Source organism: Streptomyces coeruleorubidus, from assembly GCF_028885415.1.
Classification (GTDB): Bacteria; Actinomycetota; Actinomycetes; order Streptomycetales; family Streptomycetaceae; genus Streptomyces; species Streptomyces coeruleorubidus_A.
On record NZ_CP118527.1, the window covers coordinates 3157246 to 3183070 of the forward strand.

The 25825-nt window shown below is 71.7% G+C and carries 20 protein-coding genes and 1 pseudogene; 14 read left to right on the top strand and 7 right to left on the bottom strand.

Going from position 1 to position 25825, the window contains the following annotated elements; all coding sequences use genetic code 11:
• Nucleotides 1-83: 83 nt before the first annotated feature.
• The gene (locus PV963_RS14640) at nt 84-689 is read right to left on the bottom strand and encodes a carbonic anhydrase (protein WP_274816133.1); all 606 of its coding nucleotides are present in this window, start codon (nt 687-689) and stop codon (nt 84-86) included.
• Between the two features lie 218 nt (nt 690-907).
• On the opposite strand from PV963_RS14640, the gene PV963_RS14645 reads away from it, so the two are divergent.
• From PV963_RS14645 to PV963_RS14665, 5 genes are all read left to right on the top strand, one after another.
• Nucleotides 908-1777, top strand: coding sequence for a response regulator transcription factor (locus PV963_RS14645; RefSeq protein WP_274816134.1), 870 nt, complete (start codon nt 908-910; stop codon nt 1775-1777).
• Complete coding sequence (locus PV963_RS14650; RefSeq protein WP_274816135.1) at nt 1774-3264, top strand: sensor histidine kinase; 1491 nt, start codon at nt 1774-1776, stop codon at nt 3262-3264. Before PV963_RS14645 ends, PV963_RS14650 begins: the two co-directional genes overlap by 4 nt.
• A 208-nt stretch (nt 3265-3472) precedes the next feature.
• On the top strand, nt 3473-4627 hold the full coding sequence (locus tag PV963_RS14655) for an alkaline phosphatase PhoX (RefSeq protein ID WP_274816136.1): 1155 nt from the start codon (nt 3473-3475) through the stop codon (nt 4625-4627).
• Nucleotides 4628-4736: 109 nt separating this feature from the next.
• Nucleotides 4737-5237, top strand: coding sequence for an excalibur calcium-binding domain-containing protein (locus tag PV963_RS14660; protein ID WP_274816137.1), 501 nt, complete (start codon nt 4737-4739; stop codon nt 5235-5237).
• Nucleotides 5238-5329: 92 nt separating this feature from the next.
• Nucleotides 5330-5848, top strand: coding sequence for an NUDIX hydrolase (locus tag PV963_RS14665; protein WP_274816138.1), 519 nt, complete (start codon nt 5330-5332; stop codon nt 5846-5848).
• Nucleotides 5849-5883: 35 nt separating this feature from the next.
• On the opposite strand, the gene PV963_RS14670 is transcribed toward PV963_RS14665, so the two are convergent.
• On the bottom strand, nt 5884-7002 hold the full coding sequence (locus tag PV963_RS14670) for a serine hydrolase domain-containing protein (protein ID WP_274816140.1): 1119 nt from the start codon (nt 7000-7002) through the stop codon (nt 5884-5886).
• 170 nt (nt 7003-7172) lie between these two features.
• On the opposite strand from PV963_RS14670, the gene PV963_RS14675 reads away from it, so the two are divergent.
• A complete protein-coding gene (locus tag PV963_RS14675; protein WP_274816141.1) occupies nt 7173-7832 on the top strand; it encodes a TetR/AcrR family transcriptional regulator in 660 nt (219 codons plus the stop codon).
• Here PV963_RS14675 and PV963_RS14680 read toward each other — a convergent pair.
• The 3 genes and pseudogenes from PV963_RS14680 to PV963_RS14690 all read right to left on the bottom strand — a co-directional run bounded on the left by PV963_RS14680 (nt 7829) and on the right by PV963_RS14690 (nt 13365).
• Nucleotides 7829-8712 (bottom strand): annotated as a pseudogene (locus tag PV963_RS14680) (MBL fold metallo-hydrolase). The gene PV963_RS14675 and the pseudogene PV963_RS14680 sit on opposite strands and share 4 nt — an antisense overlap.
• Nucleotides 8713-8985: 273 nt before the next feature.
• Nucleotides 8986-11733 carry a pyruvate, phosphate dikinase gene (gene ppdK / locus PV963_RS14685; protein ID WP_425540895.1) on the bottom strand — a complete coding sequence of 916 codons (2748 nt, stop codon included), beginning with the start codon at nt 11731-11733 and terminating at the stop codon, nt 8986-8988.
• A gap of 405 nt (nt 11734-12138) precedes the next feature.
• Nucleotides 12139-13365 (bottom strand): ROK family transcriptional regulator, encoded by a 1227-nt coding sequence (locus PV963_RS14690; RefSeq protein WP_274816143.1) that lies wholly within the window; start codon nt 13363-13365, stop codon nt 12139-12141.
• A gap of 121 nt (nt 13366-13486) precedes the next feature.
• Here PV963_RS14690 and PV963_RS14695 point away from each other — a divergent pair, with 121 nt between their 5' ends.
• The 3 genes from PV963_RS14695 (at nt 13487) to PV963_RS14705 (ending at nt 18848) form a co-directional block, all read left to right on the top strand.
• Nucleotides 13487-14953, top strand: a complete 1467-nt coding sequence (locus tag PV963_RS14695) for an MGH1-like glycoside hydrolase domain-containing protein (protein WP_425540896.1) — start codon at nt 13487-13489, stop codon at nt 14951-14953.
• A complete protein-coding gene (locus PV963_RS14700) occupies nt 14950-16887 on the top strand; it encodes an amylo-alpha-1,6-glucosidase (protein ID WP_274816147.1) in 1938 nt (645 codons plus the stop codon). The genes PV963_RS14695 and PV963_RS14700 overlap by 4 nt, the downstream gene beginning before the upstream one ends.
• A gap of 164 nt (nt 16888-17051) precedes the next feature.
• Nucleotides 17052-18848 carry a sulfatase-like hydrolase/transferase gene (locus tag PV963_RS14705; RefSeq protein WP_274816148.1) on the top strand — a complete coding sequence of 599 codons (1797 nt, stop codon included), beginning with the start codon at nt 17052-17054 and terminating at the stop codon, nt 18846-18848.
• Here PV963_RS14705 and dusB read toward each other — a convergent pair whose 3' ends face one another.
• Nucleotides 18849-19982, bottom strand: coding sequence for a tRNA dihydrouridine synthase DusB (dusB, locus tag PV963_RS14710; RefSeq protein WP_274816149.1), 1134 nt, complete (start codon nt 19980-19982; stop codon nt 18849-18851).
• A 69-nt stretch (nt 19983-20051) separates the two neighbouring features.
• On the opposite strand from dusB, the gene PV963_RS14715 reads away from it, so the two are divergent.
• From PV963_RS14715 to PV963_RS14725, 3 genes are all read left to right on the top strand, one after another.
• On the top strand, nt 20052-21071 hold the full coding sequence (locus PV963_RS14715; protein ID WP_425540897.1) for an MFS transporter: 1020 nt from the start codon (nt 20052-20054) through the stop codon (nt 21069-21071).
• A 272-nt stretch (nt 21072-21343) separates the two neighbouring features.
• Nucleotides 21344-22327: an ArsR/SmtB family transcription factor gene (locus PV963_RS14720; protein ID WP_274816151.1), complete on the top strand. Its 984-nt coding sequence runs from the start codon at nt 21344-21346 to the stop codon at nt 22325-22327.
• A 136-nt stretch (nt 22328-22463) separates the two neighbouring features.
• Entirely contained in the window at nt 22464-22895 is a 432-nt protein-coding gene (locus tag PV963_RS14725; protein ID WP_274816153.1) for a hypothetical protein, read from the top strand.
• A 46-nt stretch (nt 22896-22941) separates the two neighbouring features.
• Here PV963_RS14725 and PV963_RS14730 read toward each other — a convergent pair whose 3' ends face one another.
• Nucleotides 22942-23874, bottom strand: a complete 933-nt coding sequence (locus PV963_RS14730; RefSeq protein ID WP_274816154.1) for a helix-turn-helix domain-containing protein — start codon at nt 23872-23874, stop codon at nt 22942-22944.
• A 101-nt stretch (nt 23875-23975) separates the two neighbouring features.
• On the opposite strand from PV963_RS14730, the gene PV963_RS14735 reads away from it, so the two are divergent.
• Both PV963_RS14735 and PV963_RS14740 read left to right on the top strand, forming a co-directional pair.
• The gene (locus PV963_RS14735) at nt 23976-25409 is read left to right on the top strand and encodes an MFS transporter (RefSeq protein ID WP_274816155.1); all 1434 of its coding nucleotides are present in this window, start codon (nt 23976-23978) and stop codon (nt 25407-25409) included.
• A 116-nt stretch (nt 25410-25525) separates the two neighbouring features.
• Nucleotides 25526-25732, top strand: a complete 207-nt coding sequence (locus tag PV963_RS14740; RefSeq protein WP_274816156.1) for a hypothetical protein — start codon at nt 25526-25528, stop codon at nt 25730-25732.
• Nucleotides 25733-25825 lie beyond the last annotated feature (93 nt).

The following is a 25825-nucleotide window of genomic DNA, read 5'->3' on the forward strand; positions in this document are numbered from 1 at the left end:
GTCTCCGGCCGGACCGGCCGGACCGCCCGGCCGGCCACCCGGCGCGGCGCCACCCCGTGTCCGCCCCCGCGCATGCGCCCCGCTCACGCGGCATGCACCCGGAAGGCGCCGTCGTCGCCGAGTTCGTAGACGAACCCCGTGTCGACCTCGTAGTACCAGCCGTGCAGCCGCAGCCGGCCCGCGTCGAGCCGCTGGCGCACCACCGGGTAACTTCGCAGCGCGGCCAGCTGGTTGACGACGTTGCCCTGGGACACCTCCGGCAGCGACGGGTCGTCCGGCGCGGACTCCAGGACGGGGGCCAGTTCGGGGCGGGCGATGTGGAGCCAGGCGTCCACGCCGGGCAGGGCGGACAGGTCGTCGCCGGACTTCAGCGCGCCCATCGCGCCGCAGTGTGAGTGACCGCACACCACGATGTCCTGAACCCCGAGCACTTCCAGTGCGTACTCGATGGTGGCCGCCTCACCTGAGGCCCCGGGCCGTCCGTAGGGCGGCACGATATTGCCCGCGTTGCGCAGCTCGAATATTTCTCCGGGCCGTGCGCCCATGATCAGTGCGGGTATGACCCGGGAATCCGAGCAGGTGATGAACAGCACCTCCGGATATTGCCCCTCGGCCAGTTTCCGGTATTCGCCGCTGTCGAAATCTACGCGCGTCCTGAACGTGCGGGCACGGTCCAGCAATGCCTTCAACTCTGCCTCCTGAACTGGGAATTTCCATCCGTGCACTCCACCGTAGAGGGGCGACCTACAGAGGAAGGTTAAGCGAACTCCAGAGCCGGCCCAGGAATTGAACATTCTTTGTCCGGATACCCAGACGAACGGTCATCTTGTAGCGTGTGAACTCCAGGGCGGAGAATGCTAATTCACGCTGCCCGGATTCATGCCGGCTTCACGGAGAGACAGGACGTATGGGCCTACGAGTGCTGCTCATCGAGGACGACGAGACGATCGCCGAGCCGCTCACCGAAGGGCTCGGCCACTTCGGGCTGACGGTCGACCACGTCGCCACCGGCGCGGACGGACTGAGAGGCCCGTACAACGACGTCGTCCTGCTCGACCTGGGACTGCCGGACATGGACGGCATCGACGTCTGCCGCGGCATCCGGCAGGTCTCGGACGTGCCCATCGTCATCCTCAGCGCCCGCGGCGAGGAGGCCGACCGCGTGCTGGGCCTGGAACTGGGCGCGGACGACTACCTGGCGAAACCATTCAGCGTGCGGGAGCTGGTGGCCCGGGTCCGTGCGGTGACCCGCCGCACGCAACGCACCCAGCAGGCCTTCCCCGAGCCCCCGGGCGCACCGAGCGCACCGGGCTCACAGAGCACGCCGACCACACCGGGCACCGCCGAGCCACTGCCGCCCTACGAACCGGCCCCCTCCCCCACGTACGAGCCGGCCCCGGCCCTCTCCTACGACCCCCCTGCCACACCACCGTCGTACGACTCGGCCCCCGAGCCCCCGCACGACCCCGGCCCGCTCGTGGTGGACCGCCGTACCCGCCAGGTCTGGGTCGGCGACTCCCCCGTGCTGCTCACCCCCAAGGAGTTCGACCTGCTGGCGCTCCTCAGCGAGGACCCGGGCGCGGTCTACTCGCGCCAGCAGATCCTCGACCGCGTCTGGGATCCGCACTACGACGGCCCGACCAAGACCCTGGACGTCCATGTGGCCGCGCTGCGCCGCAAGTTGGGGCACCCGGCGTGGATCAGGACGCTGCGGGGCGTGGGCTTCCGGCTGGCGGTGCACACGGGGCCGAACGCCCCGCAGGTGGCCTCTCCATGACCCGCCGGCTGCTGATCGGCTACCTCAGCCTCGCCGCGCTGGTGCTGCTCTGCCTGGAGATCCCGCTGGGCTTCGTCTACTCGCGCGGGGAGCGCGAGCAGGTGGTCAACGCGGCGAAGGACGAGGCCGAGTCGGTCTCCGCGTACGCCGCGCTGTCCCTCGCGGCGGGGCGGGCCGAGCGGGACCTGCCCGCGCGGGTGGCGCACTGCGCGCAGCGCATCGGCGGGAAGGTGGTGATCGTCGGCGCCTCGGGCGCGCCGCTGGCCACCTCGCATCCGAGGGACACCTCGGTGCCCGGCGCCCTGGCCGACCGGCCGGGCATCGCGGCCGCGCTGCGGGGCACCTCGACGGTGGACGTGCGTACCTCCACGATCGGCGGGGTCGAGTACCTGTCGGTGGCCGCGCCGGTCGGCCAGGAGGCGCGGCCGGTGGGTGCCGTGTGGCTGACGGTGCCCACGCGGACGGTGCACGAGCGGGTCCACCACGTGTGGCTGCTGCTCGCCCTGGGCGGACTCGCCGTGCTGACGGCGGTGGCCGTGGTCGGCTTCGCCTTCGCCCGCTGGGCGGGCCGTCCCATCCGTGAACTGGAGCAGGCCGCGCACGACTTGGTGGAGCGCGGCGGCCGGTTCACACCGGTGACGATCACGAAGGGCCCGCCGGAAGTACGCAGTCTGGCCGCCGCGTTCAACCGCACCGCGGCCCGTTTCGCCCATCTGCTCGCCTCCCAACGGGCGTTCGCCGGCGAGGCCTCGCACCAGCTCAAGACCCCGCTCGCGGCGCTGCGGCTGCGCCTGGAGAACCTGGAGCCGGACGTGGCGGCCCGCGCCCGGGGCAGCCTGACCGCCGCCGTCACGGAGACGGACCGGCTCGCCCGGATGGTCGAGCACCTGCTGGCGATGGCCCGGCTGGAGGAGCACGCGGCGATCCCCGCCACGGTCGACCTGGGCGCGGTCTGCGCGGAACGGCACCGCACCTGGCAGCCGCTGTTCGCCCGGGAGGAGGTCTCCCTCGTGCTCTTCGCGGGCAGCATCGGCCCGGTGCTCGCGGTGCCGGGAGCCGTCGAGCAGATCATGGACAACCTGCTGTCCAACGCCCTGCGGGCGTCTCCGCCCGGCAGCACCGTCACGATCGAACTGCGGGTGCCGGCCCCGCCCCGCCGCGCCCTGCGCGACAGCCGCCCGCGCTGGGTCGACCTGCACGTCACCGACGAGGGCCCCGGCATGACGGAGGAGCAGCGGGCCCGCGCCTTCGACCGCTTCTGGCGCGCCCCGGGGGCCCCCAAGGGCGGTTCGGGACTCGGCCTCGCCCTGGTGCAGCGCCTCGCCCACGCCAGCGGCGGCGAGGCGAGTCTGCACACGGCGGCGACGGGCGGCCTGGACGTGGTGATCCGGCTGCCGTCCGTACGACCGCCGGCGGAGGGCCACGGACCGGGCCCCGACCGGCCGAGGGGCGGCCGGAGACGGGAGGCACCGGCGCTGCCCGCGTGAAGCCCACGAAAGACAACGTGAGCCCTCGAACAACAAGTCGAGGCCTGCGGGCGCCCGGCCCCACAGGCGGCACACAGCATGCCGTCCCGCCGCCATGAGTTGGCCATGCCCCGTCAACCCTGCTCCCATAGCGTCCCTCCCGCCTCCCCCCACGCACAACCCTGCCGTCGACCGGCGGCAGGGCGGTACGGCACCTCTTGGAGTGAGAGTGGAACGTCGTAGCCTCCTGCGTGCGGCCGTCCTCGGCGGCACCTCGGCCGCCCTCGGCGGAACCCTGTGGCGCGGGGCCGCTTACGCGGCCCCGGCCCAGCCCGGCGCCGGCCCCTACGGGCCGCTGGGCTCCCCGGACGCCAACGGCATCAGGCTCCCCAGCGGCTTCACCAGCCGGGTGATCGCCCGGTCGGGCCAGCGAGTCGGGACCACGTCGTACACCTGGCACAACGCCCCCGACGGCGGCGCCTGTTACGCCGACGGCACGGGCTGGATCTATGTCTCCAACTCCGAGATCAATCCCTCGGGCGGCGCGAGCGCGGTGAAGTTCTCGTCCACGGGCGCGATCACCGGCGCGTACCGCATCCTCTCCAGCACCCGACAGAACTGCGCCGGCGGCAAGACGCCGTGGAACACCTGGCTTTCCTGCGAGGAGGTGGACCGGGGCTACGTCTACGAGACCGACCCCTGGGGCACGAAGGCGGCGGTGCGCCGCGACGCCATGGGCCGTTTCAAGCACGAGGCGGCGGCGGCCGACCCGGTCCGCCAGGTCATCTACCTGACCGAGGACGTCACCGACGGCTGCTTCTACCGCTTCCGCCCGACGACCTGGGGCGACCTGTCCGCCGGCACGCTGGAGGTCCTCGTGGCGGGCAGCGGCACCAGCGGCCCGGTCACCTGGGCCCGGGTCCCCGACCCCTCCGGCGCGACCGCCACCCGCAGCCAGGTCTCCGGCGCCAAGCGCTTCAACGGCGGCGAGGGCTGCTACTACGCGAACGACACCTGCTGGTTCACCACGAAGGGCGACAACCGCGTCTGGCAGTACAACGCCGCCGCCCAGACCATCGAACTCGCCTACGACGACTCCCTGGTGAGCGGTACGGCCCCGCTCACCGGCGTCGACAACGTCACCGGCTCCGCCTCCGGCGACCTCTTCGTGGCCGAGGACGGCGGCAACATGGAGATCTGCGTCATCACCCCCGCCGACGTGGTCGCCCCGTTCCTCCGCATCGACGGCCAGTCCGGCTCGGAGATCACGGGCCCGGCGTTCTCCCCGGACGGCACCCGCCTGTACTTCTCCAGCCAGCGCGGCACCAGCGGCAGTTCCTCGGGCGGCATCACGTACGAGGTGAAGGGCCCGTTCCGCTCGTAGCCACATCACTCGTCTTCACGTGACCATCACAAAATGGTCACCTCTCCCTCATCCAGGGCCACCCGGTCCTACGGTCATCCCCTCACGTACCACCACTGGGGGGATGGCCATGACCAATCCGTACACCGACCCGCACACCAACCCGTATCCCGTGCCGCCCGCGCCGCGGCCCGCACGCCCGGCGCCCCGCTGGGCCCGGAAGCGCTACCTGCTGCCCGCCCTCGGTCTGGCCCTGTTCGTCGGCGCCGGCATCGGCGCCGGCGGCGACACGACGACCGACGCGAAACCCGCGGCCGCGAAGCCGCAGCCGACCGTCACGGTCACCGCGACGACCACCGCCACCGCGACACCGCTCGCGAAGGAGCCGGAACCCGCTCCCACGGTCACCGCCACCAAGACCGTCAGAGTCACCACCACGGTCACCGCGCAACCGGCCGCGGGCGGCGGCTCCGACGACAACGGCTCGGGCGGCTCGGGCGGCTCCGAGGACGTCTACTACGCCAACTGCTCCGCCGTCCGTGCCGCCGGTGCGGCCCCGATCCACCGTGGTGAACCCGGCTACGCCTCCCACCTGGACCGTGACAACGACGGGGTCGCCTGCGACACCTGACACGAGTGCGCCGGTGACCATCGGCGCGTCCGGCCGTTCCACCGTTTGGGCAGCCCGTCCCGGGCCGCCCGGACGACGGAAGGAACACCACCGTGGACACGACCGTGCCCGCCACCGACGTGCAGCGCGTGCTGCCGCGTGACGAGTGGGTCAGGACGCTGCCGCAGACCATCGTCGCGTCGTGCGTCCTGCTCCTCGACGCCGAGGACCGGATGCTGCTGCTGCGCTATGCCGAGGGCCAGCCCGGTGTCGGGCTCTGGGGGCTGCCGGGCGGCATGCTCGACCACGGAGAGGACCCGGTCGGTGCCGCGTGCCGGGAGCTGCACGAGGAGACCGGCATCGTCCTGGACGGGGCGCCCCGGCTCATCGGCTACGACCACCGGGCCGATGTGAAGGGCACGGGCCCGGTGATCGACTTCTACTTCCACGGCGGCCGCCTCGCCCCCGGACAGACCGTCAGGCGCAGTGGCGAACACGACCAGGACGGCCTGTTCGCCCTCGCCGACCTGGAATCCACCCCGCTGTCGACCCCACTGCCGGCCCTCACCGCCCTGCACACGGCCGCCCTGACCGGAACCGTCGTATGCCTGCGGGAAGGTCTGCCCCACTGACAGCCCCTCAGGCCGAGGAGCTGCGGGCGGCCCGGTCAGCCGTACATCGCCATGCGGTAAAGAGTCGCAAGCGCGTCGTCGATGGGGTGCGGCTGCGGCTTGCCGGAGGAGTCGAGCCTGTTCCACCTCTGCAGGTTCACCGCGACGGACATCTGCCGCTTGCCGTCGGCACGGATCATGGCTAGTGCTCCACCACCCCAGACCGTGCCGCCGTGGCCCCAGAAGGTGCCCTGACCGGGCCCCTCCATCGGGTGCAGGCCGAGGCCGTAGTCGATCGTCTTTCCCTCTTGGGAGACGACCGGGACGGTGCGTCGCATCTGCGCCAGCGACGACGGACTGACGATCTCCCCGGCCAGCAGCATGCCGAAGAACCGGTTGAGGTCCGCGACGGTCGATATCAGCGAGGCCGACGGCCCCACCCATGACATGTCGTAGACGCTGTAGTCGCGCGGCGGGTCGATCATGCCGAACCACGCCTCGTAGAGCTGCGAGTGCGGCCCGTTGACGTGCGGTCCGGCGGGGAACTCGGTCTCCCGGAGCCCGGCGCGCTCGATGACGTTCCGGGTGATGTACCGCTCGGCCGTAGTGCCGGTCACTTCTTCCAGGAGTTTGCCGAGGAGCAGGTAGTTGGTGTTGGAGTACACCCCCGGAGCACCGCCCGGGGCCCCGACGGCAGGCGCGGTGACCCCTATCTCGATCAGTTCGGCGGGGTCGAACCGCGTGAACCGGTGGTCGTCCAGGCTCTGGGGCCCGGTCTCCGCAAGGGCGGGGAACGCCTTGAGGGAGGGGTAGGCGTACGGGAGATACTCGGCGAGGCCGCTGGTGTGGTTGATCAGCATCCGGACCGTGATAGCGGCACCGCGTTCTCCGGGAACCAGCTTCGGAAGGTACCGGCCGATCGGTGTGTCGAGACCGATCTGACCGCTCTCGACCTGCTGTAAGACTGCGGCGGCGGTGAAGGTCTTGGTGATGCTGCCGACTCGGTGCCGCATGTCGGCGGTGGCGGGATGGCCGGTGACACCATCCGCGACCCCGGCGGCGCCGCGCCAGACCTGGTCGCCGTCTCGCACCTCGGCGAACAGGCCCGGCATCCCGGCGCGGTGGACGTTTTCCATGGCGGCGTTCAGTGCCGCGCGGTCCAGTGGGCTCTTCACGTCATGCGTCCTTTCGTGTTCCCCAGGGTGAGCTCCACATCGGTCGCTGACCCGGACAACAGGGCACGAGTGGCGTGCCGGCCCGCCCGGCACGTCCATGCCCTCATTATGCACGCGGTGCGTGCAACGCCTAGTGCACAGATAGTCTGGGCCCGGCGAGAGGAGCGGTGATGGCAAGCCGAAGGCGTTGGTCAACCGAAGAGATTCTGGATGCGGCGGCGGAACTGCTGCGCACGAGCGACGCGGATTCGTTCAGCGTGCGCAAGCTCGCCGCGGCCCTCGGGACAGATTCCTCCAGCCTCTACCGGCACTTCCGCAGCAAGACCGAACTGCTGCGCGCGGTCGCCGACCGGATCCTCCTGGCCGCGGTGGACGGCTACCGCCCCGAGGGTGACTGGAAGCAGCGCATCACGTCCCTGGCGCTGCGCGTGAGAGATGCCTTCGGACGGCAGCCCCAGCTCGCCGCGGTCTGGGGACGCTACGCCTCATCCGGCACCGGTTCCCGGATGGTCATGGAAGAGGTGCTGCAGGCTCTGCGCGCGTCGGGACTGCCCGACGAGGAGATCCCGGCGCGCTACCACCGGATCGCGGTCCTCATCGCCGCGCTGATCGCCTCCGAGGCCGGGGTCAGCACCGTCACTCCCGGAGAGCACGAACAGGGCATGGAGCTGTTTCGCGTCGCAGTACTCGGCGCCGACCCCGAACGCTTCCCGGCCCTGGCACACTTCGCCCGCGACGTCCGTCCCCTCGGAGCGGATCGCCGTGCCGCGTTCGAAGAGATCCTCGCCGCCCAACTGGCCCACATAGAGGCCGCGATCCGCCCGAGCTAACCGACCGGCTCGGGAGTCTCGGCAGACGAGGGCGAGAGGAACGGCTCCGTCAAATGCGGCGTCGCCAGGTGCAGCGTGGTGGCGGTTTCGCCGCCGAGCATGCGCTCCCTCGACCGCCTGGCCGTCTCAGGGTCGGTCTCGTGCGCGTAGGCGAGCTCGGGGTGGAGCAGCTGGAGCGCGTGCACCAGGAGATCGCCGGTGACGAGCGCCAGCTCGCGCCTGTCGGCGACCAGCTCTGGTGTCCGGGCGTATGACCGGGCGTTGCTACCGCGCGCCCGGTGCGCAGCGGCGTGTCCCCGTCGAGGAGCCGGAGCCGGCCGGCGGCCGCGAGCGGGTCGGTGAGGGTCTCGCGAAGCTGCGGGTTGAGCGCGTCGAGGGCGTCGAACTCGGCCCGCTGGAGGAGGTATTCGGCGTTCGGGAAATAAGGGCGGCGGCCGCCGGCCGAAGTGTCACCGTCCACCGCGCCGCCCGCCGATGGCACGGCCGCCTCGGTCACGACCGCCCACCCGACGTGGTCGGTGTGCAGATGTGTGAGCACCACGGTGTCGACTTCGGCCGGGTCGATGCCCGCGGCGGCGAGCGACTCGGGGAGCACACCGGGCACGGGCGCCCACGAGCCCGCCGGGCTGTCCGCCGGACCGATCCCGGCGTCCACGACGGTCAGGCCCTTGTCGCCGCGGATCACGTACGCGCGGAACTGGAGCCGCCAGCGGCCCTCCGCGTCGACCGCGCCCGGGTCATAGCGGTCGGCCTCGGCCCACTGAGCGGCCGTGGCCTCGGGGAAGGCCTCGGCGCGCGGGGAGAAGAACGGGCCCCCGCCGTCGGCGAGCGCGATGATCTCCGTCGAGCCGATCCAGAGGCGGGGAACGCTGAGGGACATGGCCGCGATCCGGCCACGCCTCCCACGCGAGTGCCGAGAGGAAGTCCACGGGCGCAGCCGAACCCGCCCCTACCTGAACGGAACACGAGAGAGCGGGGGCGCACCTCCGCACAAGGTGCGCCCCCGCTCTCCGCCGTACGCCGGAGCCGCCGCGATCGGTGAGGGTGGTCGGGGACCGCCGACGGCTCCGGGTCCTGAGCGGCCCCGCACGGGCCACGCGGCGCGGTGACCCCGCACGGGCCACGCGCTGCGTCGACCCGCACGGGCCACGGTCTACCGGTGGTCGCTGCCCTGCGACTGCACCGCCGCCCGGCCCGCCTCCAGTCGGGCCACCGGGATACGGAACGGGGAGCAGGAGACGTAGTCGAGACCGACCTCGTGGAAGAAGTGGACCGACTCCGGGTCACCGCCGTGCTCGCCGCAGACGCCGAGCTTGAGGTCGGGACGGGTCTCGCGGCCGGCCTCGGCGGCGAGCTTCACCAGGGAGCCGACGCCGTCCTTGTCGATCGTCTCGAACGGGGAGACGCCGAAGATGCCCTTCTCCAGGTACGCGGTGAAGAAGCTGGCCTCCACGTCGTCCCGGGAGAAGCCCCACACCGTCTGGGTTAGGTCGTTCGTGCCGAAGGAGAAGAACTCGGCGGCCTCGGCGATCTGGCCGGCGGTCAGGGCGGCGCGCGGCAGCTCGATCATCGTGCCGATGGACAGCTTGAGCTTCGTGCCCGAGGCCGCCTCGACCTCGGCGATGACCTGGTCGGCCTCCTCGCGCACGATCTCCAGCTCCTGCACCGTGCCGACGAGCGGGATCATGATCTCGGCGCGCGGATCGCCCTTGGCGGCCTTGCGCTCGGCCGCGGCCTCGGCGATCGCCCGGACCTGCATGGTGAACAGGCCGGGGATGACCAGGCCGAGGCGCACGCCGCGCAGGCCGAGCATCGGGTTCTGCTCGTGCAGGCGGTGGACCGCCTGGAGGAGGCGGAGTTCGTTCTCGTGCGGCTCCTGGCGGGACTCCGCGAGGGCGACGCGCACCGACAGTTCGGTGATGTCGGGCAGGAACTCGTGCAGCGGCGGGTCCAGGAGGCGGACGGTGACCGGGAGGCCGTCCATCGACTCGAAGAGCTGGACGAAGTCCTGCTTCTGGAGCGGCAGCAGTTCCTTGAGGGACTCCTCGCGCTCGGCCTGGGTGTCGGCCAGGATCAGCCGCTCCACCAGCTCGCGCCGGTCGCCGAGGAACATGTGCTCGGTGCGGCACAGGCCGATGCCCTGGGCGCCGAAGCGGCGGGCCCGCAGCGCGTCCTCGGCGTTGTCCGCGTTGGCCCGCACGCGCAGCCGGCGCTTGCGGTCGGCGAACGCCATGATGCGGTGGACCGCCTCGACCAGCTCGTCGGCGTCCTCGGCACCGGCGTGCATCCGGCCCTCGAAGTACTCCACGACCGGCGACGGCACGACCGGTACCTCACCGAGGTAGACCTTGCCCGTCGAGCCGTCGATGGAGACGACGTCGCCCTCCTCGACGACGTGCCCGCCCGGCACGGTCATCCGGCGGCGCTTGGTGTCGACCTCCAGCTCCTCCGCGCCGCAGACACAGGTCTTGCCCATGCCGCGCGCCACGACGGCCGCGTGGGAGGTCTTGCCGCCGCGCGAGGTCAGGATGCCCTCGGCGGCGATCATGCCGTCCAGGTCGTCGGGGTTGGTCTCGCGGCGGATCAGGATGACCTTCTCGCCCGAACGCGACCACTTGACGGCGGTGTAGGAGTCGAACACCGCCTTGCCGACCGCCGCGCCCGGGGAGGCCGCGATGCCCCGACCGACCGTCTCGACCTTCGCGCTCTCGTCGAAGCGCGGGAACATCAGCTGCGCGAGCTGGGCGCCGTTGACGCGGGTGAGCGCCTCGGCCTCGTCGATCAGGCCCTGGTCCACCAGCTGGGTCGCGATGCGGAACGCCGCGCCCGCGGTGCGCTTGCCGACCCGGGTCTGGAGCATCCACAGCACACCGCGCTCGATGGTGAACTCGATGTCGCAGAGATCCTTGTAGTGGTTCTCCAGCGTCTCCATGATCTGCATCAGCTGGTCGTACGACTTCTTGTCGATCCGCTCCAGATCCGCGAGCGGCACGGTGTTGCGGATGCCCGCGACCACGTCCTCGCCCTGGGCGTTCTGCAGGTAGTCGCCGTAGACGCCCTGGTGGCCGGAGGCGGGGTCACGGGTGAAGGCGACGCCGGTGCCGGAGTCCGGGCCGAGGTTGCCGAAGACCATCGAGCAGACGTTGACGGCCGTGCCCAGGTCGTGCGGGATGCGCTCCTGGCGGCGGTAGAGCTTGGCGCGGTCGGTGTTCCAGGAGTCGAAGACCGCGTGGATGGCGAGGTCCATCTGCTCGCGCGGGTCCTGCGGGAAGTCCCGGCCGGCCTCGGTCTTGACGATCTTCTTGAACTTGGTGACGAGCTTCTTGAGGTCGGCGGCCTCCAGCTCGGTGTCGACCGTGACCTTCTTGGTCTCCTTGGCCTTCTCCAGCGCGTCCTCGAAGAGCTCGCCGTCGACGCCGAGGACGGTCTTGCCGAACATCTGGATGAGGCGGCGGTAGGAGTCCCACGCGAAGCGCTCGTCGCCGGCCTGCTTGGCCAGGCCCTGCACCGACTTGTCGGAGAGGCCGATGTTGAGGACGGTGTCCATCATGCCGGGCATGGAGAACTTGGCACCCGACCGCACCGACACCAGCAGCGGATCGTCGGCCTGGCCGAGCTTCTTGCCCATGCGCTGCTCCAGCGCGTCGAGGTGCGCACTCACCTCGTCACGCAGTGCCGCCGGCTCCTCGCCGCTGTCCAGGTAGACCTTGCACGCCTCGGTGGTGATCGTGAAGCCGGGCGGGACCGGAAGGCCCAGGTTCGTCATCTCGGCGAGGTTCGCGCCCTTGCCACCGAGGAGGTCCTTGAGGTCCTTGTTGCCCTCGGTGAAGTCGTAAACGAACTTCACGCCCTCAACACTCTTACCGTGCTCAGCTACGTGGGGATCTTTGTTTTCCGACACGGGTCTCGACTCCTCGAGGACGCGGTGGCTGCCCTGACGGCGAGGAACATACCCAGATCAAAGGCTTCTGGGTACGTCTACTCGCGCGTCATACGCCTGTAACCACTCGTCCGCCAGCGGATCGAAAGTCAAAGCTCGGCAAGCGATCACAGCCGTATGTTTTCACTTCTTGAACGCACGAGCCTCCATTGAGCCCGTTGGGCGCTCATGTGAGCGGCGTTCGGCACGATTGATTTCGCTCGATGAACGATCAAAGGGTGGCACTCAGTGCCACCCTTTGGAGAAGTGCAGCCGCTCAAGATCCGCTCATCTGAGCGCAACCCTTATCAAGGGTGGCGAGAATCACGCTGCCACAGCCGACGGGATTTCACCATGCGGACGCGTCTCGGGGCCGAAATGTCCCGGTCATACCCCGAGCGCGCGCAGCCGCTCCTCGACCCGCTCGGGGGCGTAGAGGTGCTCCACGACCATCGCCCCGGCCCCGACCAGCCCGGACCGCTCGCCGAGCCGTGACGTCACGACGTCCAGGTGGGCGGTGGAGCGGGGCAGCGCCCGCTGGTAGAGCAGTTCGCGCACGCCCGTGAGGAAGGGGGTTCCGGCCAGATCCCCGGCGATCATCAAAACGCCGGGGTTGAGCAGCGTCACCACGGTCGCCAGCACGTCCCCGACCCGGCGCCCGGCCTCCCTGGCGAGGCCGACCGCCTCCGGATGCCCGGACGCCAGCAGGTCCCGCACGTCCGAGCCGGAGGCCGCCGGCACCCCGGCCTCCACCAGCCGCCGCGCCACCGCACCACCGCTCGCGACGGCGGCCAGACAGCCGTAGGAACCGCACCGGCACAGCATCCGGGCGCCCTCCGGTACCCGGATGTGCCCGATGTCCCCGGCGCCCCCGTCGATGCCCCGGAACACCGCGCCGTCCACCACGACCCCGGCACCGATGCCGGTGGAGACCTTGACCAGCACGAAGGCGGAGCAGTCGGGATAGCCGGTGCGCTGTTCGCCGTACGCCATCAGGTTGGCGTCGTTGTCCACCAGCACCGGCACCTCGGCGGCGCCCGTGTGCTCGGCGAGCGCCCGGGCCAGCCGGTCCCTTATGTCGTAGCCGTCCCAGCCGGGCATCATCGGCGGCTGGACGACGCGGCCGGTCTCGGTGTCGACCGGGCCGGGCACGGCGAGCCCGACCCCGCACACCGACTCGGCCCCGCGGCCGGTCTTCTCCAGCAACTCGCCGAACCAGCGCCCGAGTTCGCCCAGCACGAGGTCCGGACCGTCCTCGACGACGAGGGTGCCGGAGTGCTCGGCGAAGATCTCGCCGCTCAGCGACAGCACGGCCGCCCGCGCGTGCCGGGTGTCGAGGTCGGCGGCCAGGACCACCGCGTGCTCGTCGTCGAACTCCAGGGTGATGGAGGGGCGCCCGCCCAGCGGGGAGTCCACCGGCCCCCCGGCACCCTCGCGCAGCCAGCCCGCGCGGAAGAGCCGGTCGAGCCGCTGTCCGACGGTGGCCCGGGACAGTCCGGTCGCCTGCTGGAGCGCACCCCGGGTCACGGCGCGGCGACTGCGCACCAGTTGGAGCAGTTCGCCGGCGCTCGCCTGGCCGGCACCTCGTCCCGTCCTGACGGGCCGTCCGGTCATGCACACCCCCTTGTGTTTCTCAACCTTGCCTTACATAGTGGGTTTTGCGTGTTAAATAGACGTAACCCCACGGTAGCCGCAGCCGAACCTGTCGGCCGGACGTCTTTCCGGAGAGCCCCGAGTGGACAGCACCGCCCAACGCGCCCCTCGTCCCGCGGGACGAACCGTTGCATACGATCCGTCCAGTGCCGCGTCGCCCCTGCACGTCAGGGCCGCCGCCGTGCTGGAGGCCGCCTGGACGGGCACGTCCACCGTGCCTTCGCGCGGTCTGTATCCGCACCAGTGGTCCTGGGACTCGGCCTTCATCGCGATCGGCCTGAGGCACGTGTCGCCGTTACGGGCCCAGACGGAGCTGGAGACGCTGCTGGCGGCCCAGTGGACGGACGGGCGGATCCCGCACATCGTCTTCAACCCCTCCGTCCCGCTCGACGCGTACTTCCCGAGCCCCGACTTCTGGCGCTCATCGACCGCGGGGCGCGCCGCGGGCGCCCCGCGCACCGTACAGACCTCCGGGATCGTGCAGCCACCGGTGCACGCGCTGGCCGCGTGGCTGGTGCACCTCGCCGACCCCGGTCTGTCCCGGGCGCGCGGCTTCCTCACCCGGGTGTATCCCCGGCTCGCGGCCTGGCACCGGTATCTGCTGCACCGGCGCGACCTGGGCGGGGGCGGGCTGGTGTCCGTCGTGCACCCCTGGGAACAGGGTATGGACAACAGCCCCTGCTGGGACCTTCCGCTCTCCCGGGTCACTCCCGCCCCGGCCCGCTCCTTCCGCCGCGCCGACCTCGACCACGGCGCCCCCGAGGACCGGCCGACCGATCTGGACTACGGGCGGTACGTACGGCTGGCCGCCGACTACCGGGACCGTGGCTACGCCGACGGTGGAATCGGGGGGGCGGCCCGCAGGGCCTCGGTTGAGGGCGGTGGTGGGAGACGGGTGGGCGACTTCGCCGTGGAGGACCCGGCGTTCAACGCCCTGCTCATCGCCTCCGAGCACGCCCTGGCCCGGATCGCCCACGAACTGGGCGCGGCGGGTTCGGCCCGGCAGGACCGTGCCGAGCGGCTCACCGCCGCCCTGGTGGAGCGGCTGTGGGAGCCGTCGGCGGGGATGTTCCTGTGCCGGGACGTGCGCGCCGGGGAGCTGATCCCCGAGCGCGGTGTCTCCGGGCTCGTCCCGCTGCTGCTGCCGACCCTGCCGCGCGACCTCGCGGCCACCCTGGTGCGCACCGTCTGCGGCCCGCACTTCGGCCTCGGCGGCACGACCCGGCTGGTGCCCAGCTACGACCTGCTCGGCGAGGCCTTCGACCCGCACCGCTACTGGCGCGGCCCGGCCTGGTTCAACACCAACTGGCTGCTGGAGCGCGGGCTGCGGCTGCACGGCGAGCGCGGCCGGGCCGACGCCCTGCGCAAGGGGATCCTGCACACCGCGGGCGCCTCCGACTTCGCGGAGTACGTGGACCCGTACACGGCACAGGCCTGCGGCGCCACCGGCTTCGGCTGGACCGCCGCGCTCACGCTCGACCTGCTGCACGACCGGCCCGCATGGGACAGGAACGGCGTCACGGCGATCAATGGAGGGGACCGGGGATGACGGACCGGCATCATCTGCTCGTGCACGGCGGGACGTTCGCCGCCGTCGGCGACCGCGGCGACATCAGCGGCTACCGGGGCGGCAACGCCCCGGACGGAATGTTCGTACAGGACGCGAGGCACCTGAGCCGGTGGCAGCTGACGGTCGACGGGGCCGTGCCCGAGACGCTCACGCCGGTGGCCGACGGGGACACCGCGCGCTGCGTCCTCGTGCCGCGCGGCGGCCGCAACGAACCGCCCGCGTACACGCTCTTTCGCGAACAGGCCGTCGGGGACGCCTCGTTCGTCGAGTCGCTGCGGGTCACCAGCAACCGCCCGGTGCCGACGACGGTCCGCCTCGCGGTCACCGCCGACGCCGACTTCACCGACCAGTTCGAACTCCGCTCCGACCACCGCACCTACACGAAGGCCGGCGCCGTCCGCTCCCGCCAGGACCTCGGGCACGGCGTGGAGTTCACCTACCGGCGCGGCGAGTGGCGGTCCGTCACGACCGTGACGGCCGAGCCCCAGCCGGACGCCGTCGAGGAGACCGGCACCGGCGCCCGCCGCCTGGTGTGGACCCTGGCCCTCGAACCGCACGGCACGGCCGAGCTGGTCCTGCGGGTCATGGCCCGCCCGCACGGCGACAAGCGCGCCCTGCGCGTGCCCCGCTCCCCCGCCGCCCTCCAGGAGCAACTCCTGTCCCAGGAGGGCCGGTTCGCGGAGGGCGTGGCCTTCCCGACCGGCTGGCCGGAGCTGTCGGCGGCCTGCGCGCGGGGCCTCGCCGACCTGGCCGCGCTCCAGGTCCCGGCGACCGGCCCGGACGGCGAGGAACTGCGCGTCCCGGCGGCGGGCGCCCCCTGGTTCCTGACCCTGCTGGGCCGCGACGCCCTGCTGACCTCGCTGTTCGCCCTGCCCTACCGGCCGCGGCTGGCCGCCGCCACACTGCCCGCGCTCGCCGCGACCCAGGCCACGGACACCGGTGTCAGCGAGGTCGCCCAGCCCGGGAAGATCGTGCACGAGGTGCGGCACGGCGAACTGGCGCACTTCGGCCAGGTCCCCTACGGCCGCTACTACGGCTCGGTCGACGCCACGCCCCTGTTCCTCGTCCTGCTCGGGGCGTACACCGAGCAGACCGGCGACACCGGCCCGGCCCGCCGTCTGGAGCGGCATGCCCGCGCGGCGGTCGGCTGGATGCTCGACCACGGCGGCCTGACCTCGCGCGGCTATCTCGTCTACCGCGCCGACCAGGGCGGCCTCGCCAACCAGAACTGGAAGGACTCCCCCGGCGCCATCTGCTCCGCCGAAGGCACCCGCCCCAGCGGCCCGGTGACGGCCGCGGGAGCCCAGGGCTACGCGTACGACGCGCTGCGCCGCACAGCGTGGCTCGCGCGCACGGTGTGGCAGGACGGCACGTACGCGGACCTGCTGGAACAGGCGGCCGGTGATCTGCGCGACCGTTTCCAGCGGGACTTCTGGATGCCGGAGCACTCCTTCCCGGCACTCGCGCTCGACGGCCGGGGCCGGCATGTCGACGCGCTCGCCTCGGACGCCGGGCATCTGCTGTGGTCGGGCCTGCTGGACAAGGAGTACGGCGAGCAGGTCGGCCGGCGCCTGCTGGAGCCGGACTTCTTCTCCGGCTGGGGCGTACGCACCCTGGCCGCCGGCCAGGCGGCCTACCACCCGCTGTCCTACCACCGCGGCTCGGTCTGGCCGCACGACAACGCGCTGATCGCACTGGGCCTGGCCCGCTACGGACTGCACGACGAGGCCCGCGCGATCGCCCGCGGCCTGGTCGACGCGGCGGCCTCGACCGGCCACCGGCTGCCGGAGGTCCTCGCGGGCTACGGCCGCGACACCCACCCGGAGCCGGTGCCGTACCCGCACGCGTGCGTGCGTGAATCCCGGTCGGCGTCGGCCCCGCTGGCGCTGCTCACGGCGGTCGGCGGCGTCTGAGGGCCCGCTCCGGGCCCGTTGGCCGGGCTTTTGCCCGATGTTTGCCGAGCACCCGCCCGGCGGACTGAACGCTCCTGCCGAGCGCCCCGTACGGAACGGCGGCGGACCCGTACCCCCACGCGGGTCCGCCACCTCGCCGGGTTTTGTACGGGAAGGACCTCCGGGTGCCTGTCTTCACACGCTTCCGCCAGTCGCCGCAGCGGGGCATCTCAGGGGACGAGTCCGGGACGGAGCATGACGAGCGGGAAGAGGCCGTCTCAGCGGAGGTGGAGGCTCCCGCACCCCGATCCCGCCTCAGCCGCCTCCGCACCTGGCGCACCCGTCACCCCCGGGCCGCCCGCGCCCTCCACTTGACCACCACCGTCCTCGCCGCCGTCCTGGTCCTCGGGGCCCTGCTCCTGCCCAACACCCTCCCCGCCGTCGAGCCGGACCGCTTCGCGCGGATCCCGGCGGAGGCGGTCGTCGGGGCCGTCGTCATGCTGGTGCTGCCGCGCCGGCCCCGGCTGGTGGCGGCGGTGCTGTACGGGCTCGGGCTCACCGCGCTGACCACGGTGAACCTGCTCGACATGGGGTTCAACGAGTACCTGGGCCGGGGCTTCAACGCCGCGCTCGACTGGGACCTGCTGCCCGACGCGCAGGCGTACGTCGACGACACGCTGGGCGGGGGCGTAGCGACCGCCGCGGCCGTCGGCGCGGTCGTGCTCGTCCTGCTCGTGGCGGCCGTCATGGTCGCGGCGACGATCCGGCTCGCCGACGTGCTCTCCCGCCACCGCGTCCGGGCGACCAAGGGCGCCCTGCTCGCCGGCACCGCTTGGGTCACCTGCGCCGCCCTGGGCCTGACGCTCTTCGGGGGGCCGATCGCCTCCGAGCGCGGGGCCGGGGCCCTGCGGGTGCACGCGCAGCGCACCGTGGACTCACTGCGGGACGAGGCGGCGTTCGCGCAGGAGGCGAAGGCGGACACCTTCGGCAACACCCCGCCCGACCAGCTGCTGCCGGACCTGCGCGGCAAGGACGTGATCTTCACGTTCATCGAGAGCTACGGCCGCAGCGCCCTCGAGGACCCGATCATGGCACCCGGCGTCGACCGGACCCTCGACACGAGCACCGAGGCCCTGACGAAGGCCGGTTTCCAAGCCCGCAGCGGCTGGCTGACCTCGGCGACCTTCGGCGGCAGCAGCTGGCTCGGCCACTCCACGACCATGTCCGGCCTGTGGATCGACAACCAGCGCCGCTACCGCACGGTCACCGCGGGCGACCACCTCACCCTCACCAAGGCCTTCCAGAAGACCGGCGCGTGGGACACGGTGGGCGTCATGCCGGGCGTGCAGAAGGGCTGGCCGGAGGAGAAGTGGTACGGCCTCGACAAGCTCTACGACGCCTTCGACCTGGGCTACCGGGGCCCGAAGTTCAGCTGGTCGACCATGCCCGACCAGTACGCGCTGGAGGCGTTCCAGCGCCGGGTGCACGGGAAGAAGCGCGACAAGCCGCTGATGTCGTTCGTCATCCTGACCTCCAGCCACCAGCCCTGGGCTCCCCTGCCGAAGCTGGTCGGCTGGGACGAACTCGGCGACGGCTCGGTCTTCGACGCCATCCAGAAGGCCGGCAACGAGCCGTCGGACGTCCTCACCGACACCACCAGGTCCCGGCAGGAGTACGGCAAGTCCATCCAGTACTCGGTCACCAGCCTCACCCAGTGGCTGGAGCGCTACGGCACCGACGACACCGTCCTGGTCTTCCTCGGCGACCACCAGCCCATGGCCCGGGTCAGCGGCAACCGCGCGAGCCGGGACGTGCCGGTGTCGATCGTCGCGAAGGACCCGAAGGTCCTCGACAAGGTCGCCGACTGGAACTGGACGGAAGGCCTCAAGCCCGGCCGCGACGCCCCCGTCTGGAAGATGAGCGCCTTCCGCGACCGCTTCCTCAAGGCGTACGGCTCCACCCCGCACGCCTCGGAAGGCTGATCAGCCGCCGGAGGTGTCCAGCTCCGCGTCCTCGCCGATGCCCGCGCAGTCGTACGGGTCCTTCAGCCAGCCGTCCGGCAGCACCACACGGTTGTTGCCGGACGTACGGCCCCGGGGCCCGTCGGCGCCGGCGGGCCAGGGCTGGTCGAGGTCCAGCTCGTCGAGACCGGCCCGCAGCTCTTCGAGCGAGGAGGTGATCGCGAGCCGCTTGCGCATCTCGGAGCCGACCGCGAAGCCCTTCAGGTACCAGGCGACGTGCTTACGGAAGTCGATCACGCCCCGCGACTCGTCGCCGATCCACTCGCCGAGCAGCGTGGCATGCCGGACCATGACGTCGGCGACTTCCCGGAGGGTGGGTCGTGCGATGTCCTCGGTGCGCCCCTCGAAAGCCGCTACCAGGTCGGAGAACAGCCAGGGCCGCCCCAGGCAGCCACGGCCCACGACCACGCCGTCGCAGCCCGTCTCCCGCACCATCCGCAGGGCGTCCTCGGCCGACCAGATGTCGCCGTTGCCGAGCACGGGGATCTGAGGCACATGCTCCTTCAGCCGGGCGATGGCGTCCCAGTCGGCGGTGCCGCCATAGTGCTGGGCGGCGGTGCGGCCGTGCAGCGCGATGGCGGTGACGCCCTCCTCGACGGCGATCCGGCCGGCGTCGAGGTAGGTGATGTGGTCGTCATCGATGCCCTTGCGCATCTTCATCGTCACGGGCAGGTCGCCGGCACCGCTGACCGCCTCGCGCAGGATGGCCCGCAGCAGATTCCGCTTGTACGGGAGCGCGGACCCGCCGCCCTTCCGGGTCACCTTCGGCACCGGGCAGCCGAAGTTCAGGTCGATGTGGTCGGCGAGGTCCTCCTCCGCGATCATGCGGACGGCCTTGCCGACGGTCGCCGGGTCCACGCCGTACAGCTGGATGGACCGGGGCCGCTCGCTCGCGTCGAAGTGAATGAGCTGCATCGTCTTCTCGTTGCGCTCGACCAGCGCCCGCGTGGTGATCATCTCGCTCACGAACAGGCCCTTGCCGCCGCTGAACTCCCTGCACAGCGTGCGGAAGGGCGCGTTGGTGATCCCGGCCATGGGGGCCAGGACGACGGGGGGCTGGACGGCGTGCGGACCGATCTGGAGGGGCGTGGACATGCCTCCATTGTGCCGTGCAATGAGAAGGGAAAATTCATTAGTTAGCAACACTATCGAAGTCGGCGTACGATGGCGAGCACCTCCGGCCTGCAGTGGACGTTCGACGCCTACACCCTGGTCCTGGCCTCGGTGCTGATGCTCGCGGGCTCCACCGCCGACCGGATCGGCCGCAAGCGCGTCTTCGTGGCGGGCCTGGTCGTCTTCACCCTCGGCTCGGTGCTGTGCTCCCTCGCGCCGAACCTTCGGGCCCTCGTCGCCTTCCGGATGGTGCAGGCCGTGGGCGGCTCGATGCTGAACCCGATCGCCATGTCGATCATCACCAACACCTTCACCGACCCGCGCGAGCGGGCCCGGGCGATCGGCGCGTGGGGCGCGGTCGTCGGCATATCGATGGCCGCCGGCCCGCTGGTCGGGGGCCTCCTGGTCGAGTCGGTCGGCCGGCGCTCGATCTTCTGGATCAACCTGCCGGTGGGCCTGGCGGCACTGCTCCTCACCCTGCGCTTCGTCCCCGAGTCCCGCGCCGGCAGGACCCGCCGCCCCGACCCGGTCGGCCAGCTCCTGGTGATCGCCCTGTTCGGCTCGCTCACGTACGCGATCACCGAGGCGCCGAACACGCCGCTGGCGTCGGTGGCCCCGCTCGCCGTCGTCGCCCTGGCCGCGCTCGCCGGCCTGCTGGTCGGCAGCCGGGGCCCGCGTCTGCCCCTGCTGATCGCGGGCTTCGCGATGACGGCGAGCGGCATCCTGTTCGCCGCGTTCAAGGCGGAGACCTCGAACACCACCCTCTTCGCCGGGTACGTCCTCTTCGGCATCGGCTTCGGTTTCGTCAACGCGCCGATCACCAACACGGCGGTCTCCGGCATGCCGCGCGCCCAGGCGGGCGTCGCAGCGGCCGTGGCCTCCACGGGCCGCCAGCTCGGGCAGACGCTGGGGGTGGCTGTGGTGGGCGCCGTGCTCGCCTCCGGCGTGGGCGCGTCGTCGTACCGCGACACGTTCGTGTCGGCCGCACGGCCGGGCTGGTGGATCATCGCGGTGTGCGGGTTCGCGGTGCTGGCGTTGGGGGCGGTTACGAGCGGGCGTTGGGGGCGGTGACGAGCGGGCGGTGGGCTCGGGGGACCGCGGAGCGGGCGGCTGAGAGGCTGGAAGCGACGGAAGTGCGGGATGTGGTGGTGCCCTCGGCACGCACTCGGCGTCGACCGGGGCCTGAAGGAGACCGCGACCACCACGTCCGAGGCGCACGACCCGCCGCACGCCGAGAAGGCCCGGACGAAGCTGGTTGAGGGCCTGGCTGAGATTGACCTTGCCCGGGACATCGCGCGTGGCAAGGCTCTTCGTCGAGTATCAATGGCCAACGGGGGGAAGCCATGCTGCGCATTCATTTCACCGGTAGTGATCTGGAGAGCGTGCGTATGGCCCGCCGTCCCGATCCGCTCTGGGAGATCGTGTGCAGTTTGTGCCGCCTGCAAACGCGTGAGGGCTCCGTCGCCTTCGGCCCGTGGCGGCGGACGGTCGGCGGACTGGTCCGCCGGGACGCCACGGCCCGCGAGGCAGCGTCGGCGCTGTGCAGTCTGGTGCCGCGTGCCGCCTACTTCCCGGACTTCCTCACCCCGCCCGTCGAGGACGGTCCCGATGATCTCCAGGCGGGCATCGACAGGGTGCTCGCGACGCCGCGACGCCGTCTGCGCCACGAGCTGACGCTGTTGACGGCGAACAGCGGACGGCCGTGGGCGGGCGCTGAGCTGGCACGCGGTGACGTCACCGCGCTGACCGCACTGGGCGGGAACCTCCGCACCTACCACCAGGAGTTCATCGCGCCACTGTGGAACCGCATCAGCGCGGCCACGGCGGCGGACCTGGCCCTGCGCACCCGCGCCCTCGTGGACGGCGGTACCCGGACGCTGTTGAACAGTCTGCGGCCGATGGCGGTGTGGGAGCCGCCCGTGCTGACGGTCGACTACCCGGTCGAGCACGACCTGCACTTGCAGGGCCGCGGCCTGCTGCTGGTCCCTTCGTACTTCTGCTGGCGGCGCCCCATCACCCTGGCCGACGGCCAACTGCGACCCGTGCTCATCTACCCGGTCGACAAGACCCCCTCGACACCTGCCGCTTCCACGGCGTCGCTGGCCCGTCTGCTGGGGCCCACCCGCGCGGCCCTGCTGTACGAGGCCGCCGCGCTCACCTGCCCCACCACCTCCGAGCTCGCCGACCTGACGGGGGTGTCCCTGCCGAGCGTCAGCCAGCAGCTGGCCGTGCTGCGAGACGGTGGACTCATCACGTCCCGGCGGGACGGCAAACGCGCCCTGCACACCGTGACCCCCCTGGGCCGACGGCTCCTTGACGGCCTTTGACCACCCGGTTCCGGGCGCGAGCAAGCCGCGGATGTGACCGACGTTTTGGCTGGAGCCAAAACCACGCGCGTCCGGCGCCCGGGCCGCCGCATGCTGCTGCCGTCAGCACAACGGCACCCACATCAGGGGGATCCGCATGCGCACACGTTCCATCCTCGCTACGGCCACCGCAGCAGCAGCCCTGCTCACCGCCGGCATGGTTCCCGCGGCCAGCGCCACACCGGTCTCCACAGGCCAGAGCGCGGCAGCAGCCGCGCCCACGGTGTCTCCGTCCGCGGACTACTTCCATATCTCGGGCACCAGCTACACCTGCCCCACCGGAAACCTGTGCGCCCGCGTATGGGACCCGACGGTGAGCAAGTACAAGGTGTTCAAGTTCTACAACTGCAACACCTACTCGCTCTCGAACTGGGAGGGCACCGGAGGCTACGCGAACAGGCAGACCGGCAGCCGCGCGACGGCGACGTTCTACGGCCAGTCCGGCAACGTCCTGAAGAACGTGCCGGTCGGGGGTTCCCAGACCAGCTACAGCTGGTCCCCGGTGTGGAAGATCCGCAACTGCTACTGACCGGCTGCCTGCGGTAGCCCGTGACGTACGTGAGCAACCGGCCCGCTCAACGGGGAGTTGAGCGGGCCGAGGCCCCCCGGACCTGGGCAGCGAACCCACGGTCTTCCGCTAGGGCGTGCAGCCTCTCGAGGCGCTCTCGCGAGTCCTCGTCCGCCGGAACGTAGGTCACGATCCGAGGCCCCGCCCCCGGCGTCAGCCACAGGTCGGTGTGGTCGACGGTGAGGCGGCCGACGTGGCGGTTGAGGAACTCCTTGCGTCTGGTGCGGTGGGCGACGACCTCGTGCCGGTCCCAGGCCGTGCGGAAGGCGGGGGACTCCGTGCGCAGTCGCTTCAGGAGCATCTTCCAGGCGGGCTCGGTGAGATGGCCCGCCATCGTGGCACGGAAGCGCGCGGCCATCAGACGCTGCGTCTCCTCCAGGTGCACGATCGACGACTGCCACTCGGCGTGGGTGTAGGAGAGGAGCACGCAGTTGCGGTCCTCGGGCGGCACCGCGTCCAGGTCGCACAGCAGCAGCCCGTAGGTGCGGTTGTAGGCGAGGATGTCGTACCGGCTGTTCTGGAGGCACGCCGGGAACGGCTCGACCTGCTCCAGCACCGCCCGCATCGCCGGCGTGACCGACGGGCACGTGGTCGCCGGCGTCGGGTCGGCGGCCCCGGCCAGCCGGAAGAGGTGGGCGCGCTCGCTGGGGTCGAGCAGCAGCGCGCGGGCCAGCGCGTCGAGGACCTGGACGGAGACCTGGATGTCCCGGGCCTGTTCCAGCCATGTGTACCAGGTGACACCCACGGCGGAGAGCTGGGCGACCTCCTCGCGGCGCAGACCCGGCGTACGACGCCGGCGGCCCCGGGGCAGGCCGACCTGCTCGGGGGCGATCCGCTCCCGGCGGCTGCGCAGGAACGCCGCCAGCTCGTGCCGCCGGACGTCCGCGTCGCGGGGCGCCTCGGGCGGGCGTGCCGCTGTCTCCTGCGCCATGGTCGTCATGCCCTTCAGCGTGCCGCCGTCCTGGCCCTGTTTCCAGGTGGTGGTTCTACCAGGATAAGAACACTCTGGTACCAGTCTGGGCGCCGCCGCAGGCTCATGCCGTGACCACGGAATCCCTCACTTCACCTCCTGTCCGCTCCTCCGCCGCCCCGGCTCCCGTGCTCGGCGGGCTCGGACTGTTCACGGTGCTGCTGGCCGCGGCACTGCCGCTCATCGACTTCTTCATCGTGAACGTCGCCCTGCCCACCATCGGCGCCGACCTCGCCGCGAGCGAGTCGGTCCTCGAACTCGTCGTCGCCGGGTACGGGGTGTCGTACGCCGTCCTGCTGGTCCTCGGGGGGCGGCTCGGCGACCTGTTCGGCCGGCGGCGGCTGTTCCTCATCGGAATGGCGGCCTTCGGGCTGACCTCACTGGCGTGCGGACTGGCGCCCGGCGCCTGGTCGCTGGTCGCGGCCCGGGTCGCACAGGGCGCGTCGGCCGCCGCGATGCTGCCGCAGGTGCTGGCCACCATCCAGGCGACGACGACCGGCCCCCGGCGGGCGAAGGCGATGGGGCTCTACGGCGCGACCGCAGGGCTGGCGATGGTCGCCGGGCAGATCCTCGGCGGGGTGCTGGTGGCCGCCGACATCGCGGGGACCGGCTGGCGCTCGGTGTTCCTCGTCAACGTGCCGGTCGTCCTCGCCGGGCTGTTCCTGGCCGCCCGCGCGGTCCCCGAGACCCGCTCCGCGCGCCCGGAGCCGGTCGACGTCCCCGGCACGGTCCTCCTGGCGGCCTCGCTCCTCACGCTGCTCGTCCCGCTCACCGAAGGCCGGGCGGCGGGCTGGCCGTTGTGGACATGGCTGTCGCTGGTGGCGTTCCCGTTCGCGGCGGCGGCGTTCTACGTGGTGGAGCGGCGGGCCGACCGCGCGGGCCGCACGCCCCTGGTCCCGCCGAGCCTGTTCGCGCTGACCTCCCTGCGGCGCGGGCTGCTGCTGGTGCTGCCCTTCTCCATCGGCTTCAGCGGCTTCATGTTCGTGATCGCGGTGGCGTTGCAGCAGGGCGCCGGGCTCGGACCGGTCGCCGCGGGGCTGGCGCTCGCGCCGCTGGCGGTGGTGTTCTTCGTCTTCTCGCTGCTGGGCCCGCGGCTGGTCGCCCGGTACGGCACGCGGGTGGTGACGGCAGGTGCCGTGCTCCAGGGCCTGGGTCTGGCTCTGATGGCACTGGCGGCCTGGCACTTCTGGCCGCACCTCGGCTTCGTCGAACTGCTCCCGGGGGCAGCGATCGCCGGCGCGGGCCAGGCGCTGCAACTCCCCGTCGTCTACCGGGTCATCCTCTCCGAGGTGCCGCCCGCCCGCGCCGGCGTCGGCAGCGGCGTGATGATCACCACTCAGCAGTCGGCGCTGGCACTCGGTGTGGCGACCCTGGGCACGCTGTTCCTTTCCCTGGTCCCGGGGATGGGCATGCGGAACGCCCTGGTCACGACGCTCCTGGTGCAGCTCGCCGGTGTGGTGCTGACCGGCCTGCTGAGTCTCCGGCTGCCGCGCACGGTCGCCTGAGGTCCCTCACGGCCTGATAACTCGAATCCGGGGAAGCCCTGTTGATGTTGGTTCTGCTGCACACTCCTTGCTGCGAACAGACCGGATCCGCCGGATTCCTGGACGCGGGAGGCGTCATGGCGCAGATCGACACCAGCAAGGTCAGCCGCTGGGACCAGCACGGCCGGGAGCACGTCGTACGAGTGCAGCGCAAGGGCGTGCAGCGCACGATCAGATGCGACACCTGCGGCTGGCGCAGAAGCGCCCAGTTCCTGCCCTGGCTGAAGGCGGAGGAACACCTGGCGGAGGCCCATCAGGCGACGGTGGACCCGACGGCGGCGTGAACGGCCAGACGTGCCCTGGTAGAGGATCGAGGGCAGGTACGCCCCGTCGGGCCGGTTGTACAGGCCGATCGTCATCAGGCTCATCAGCTGCAC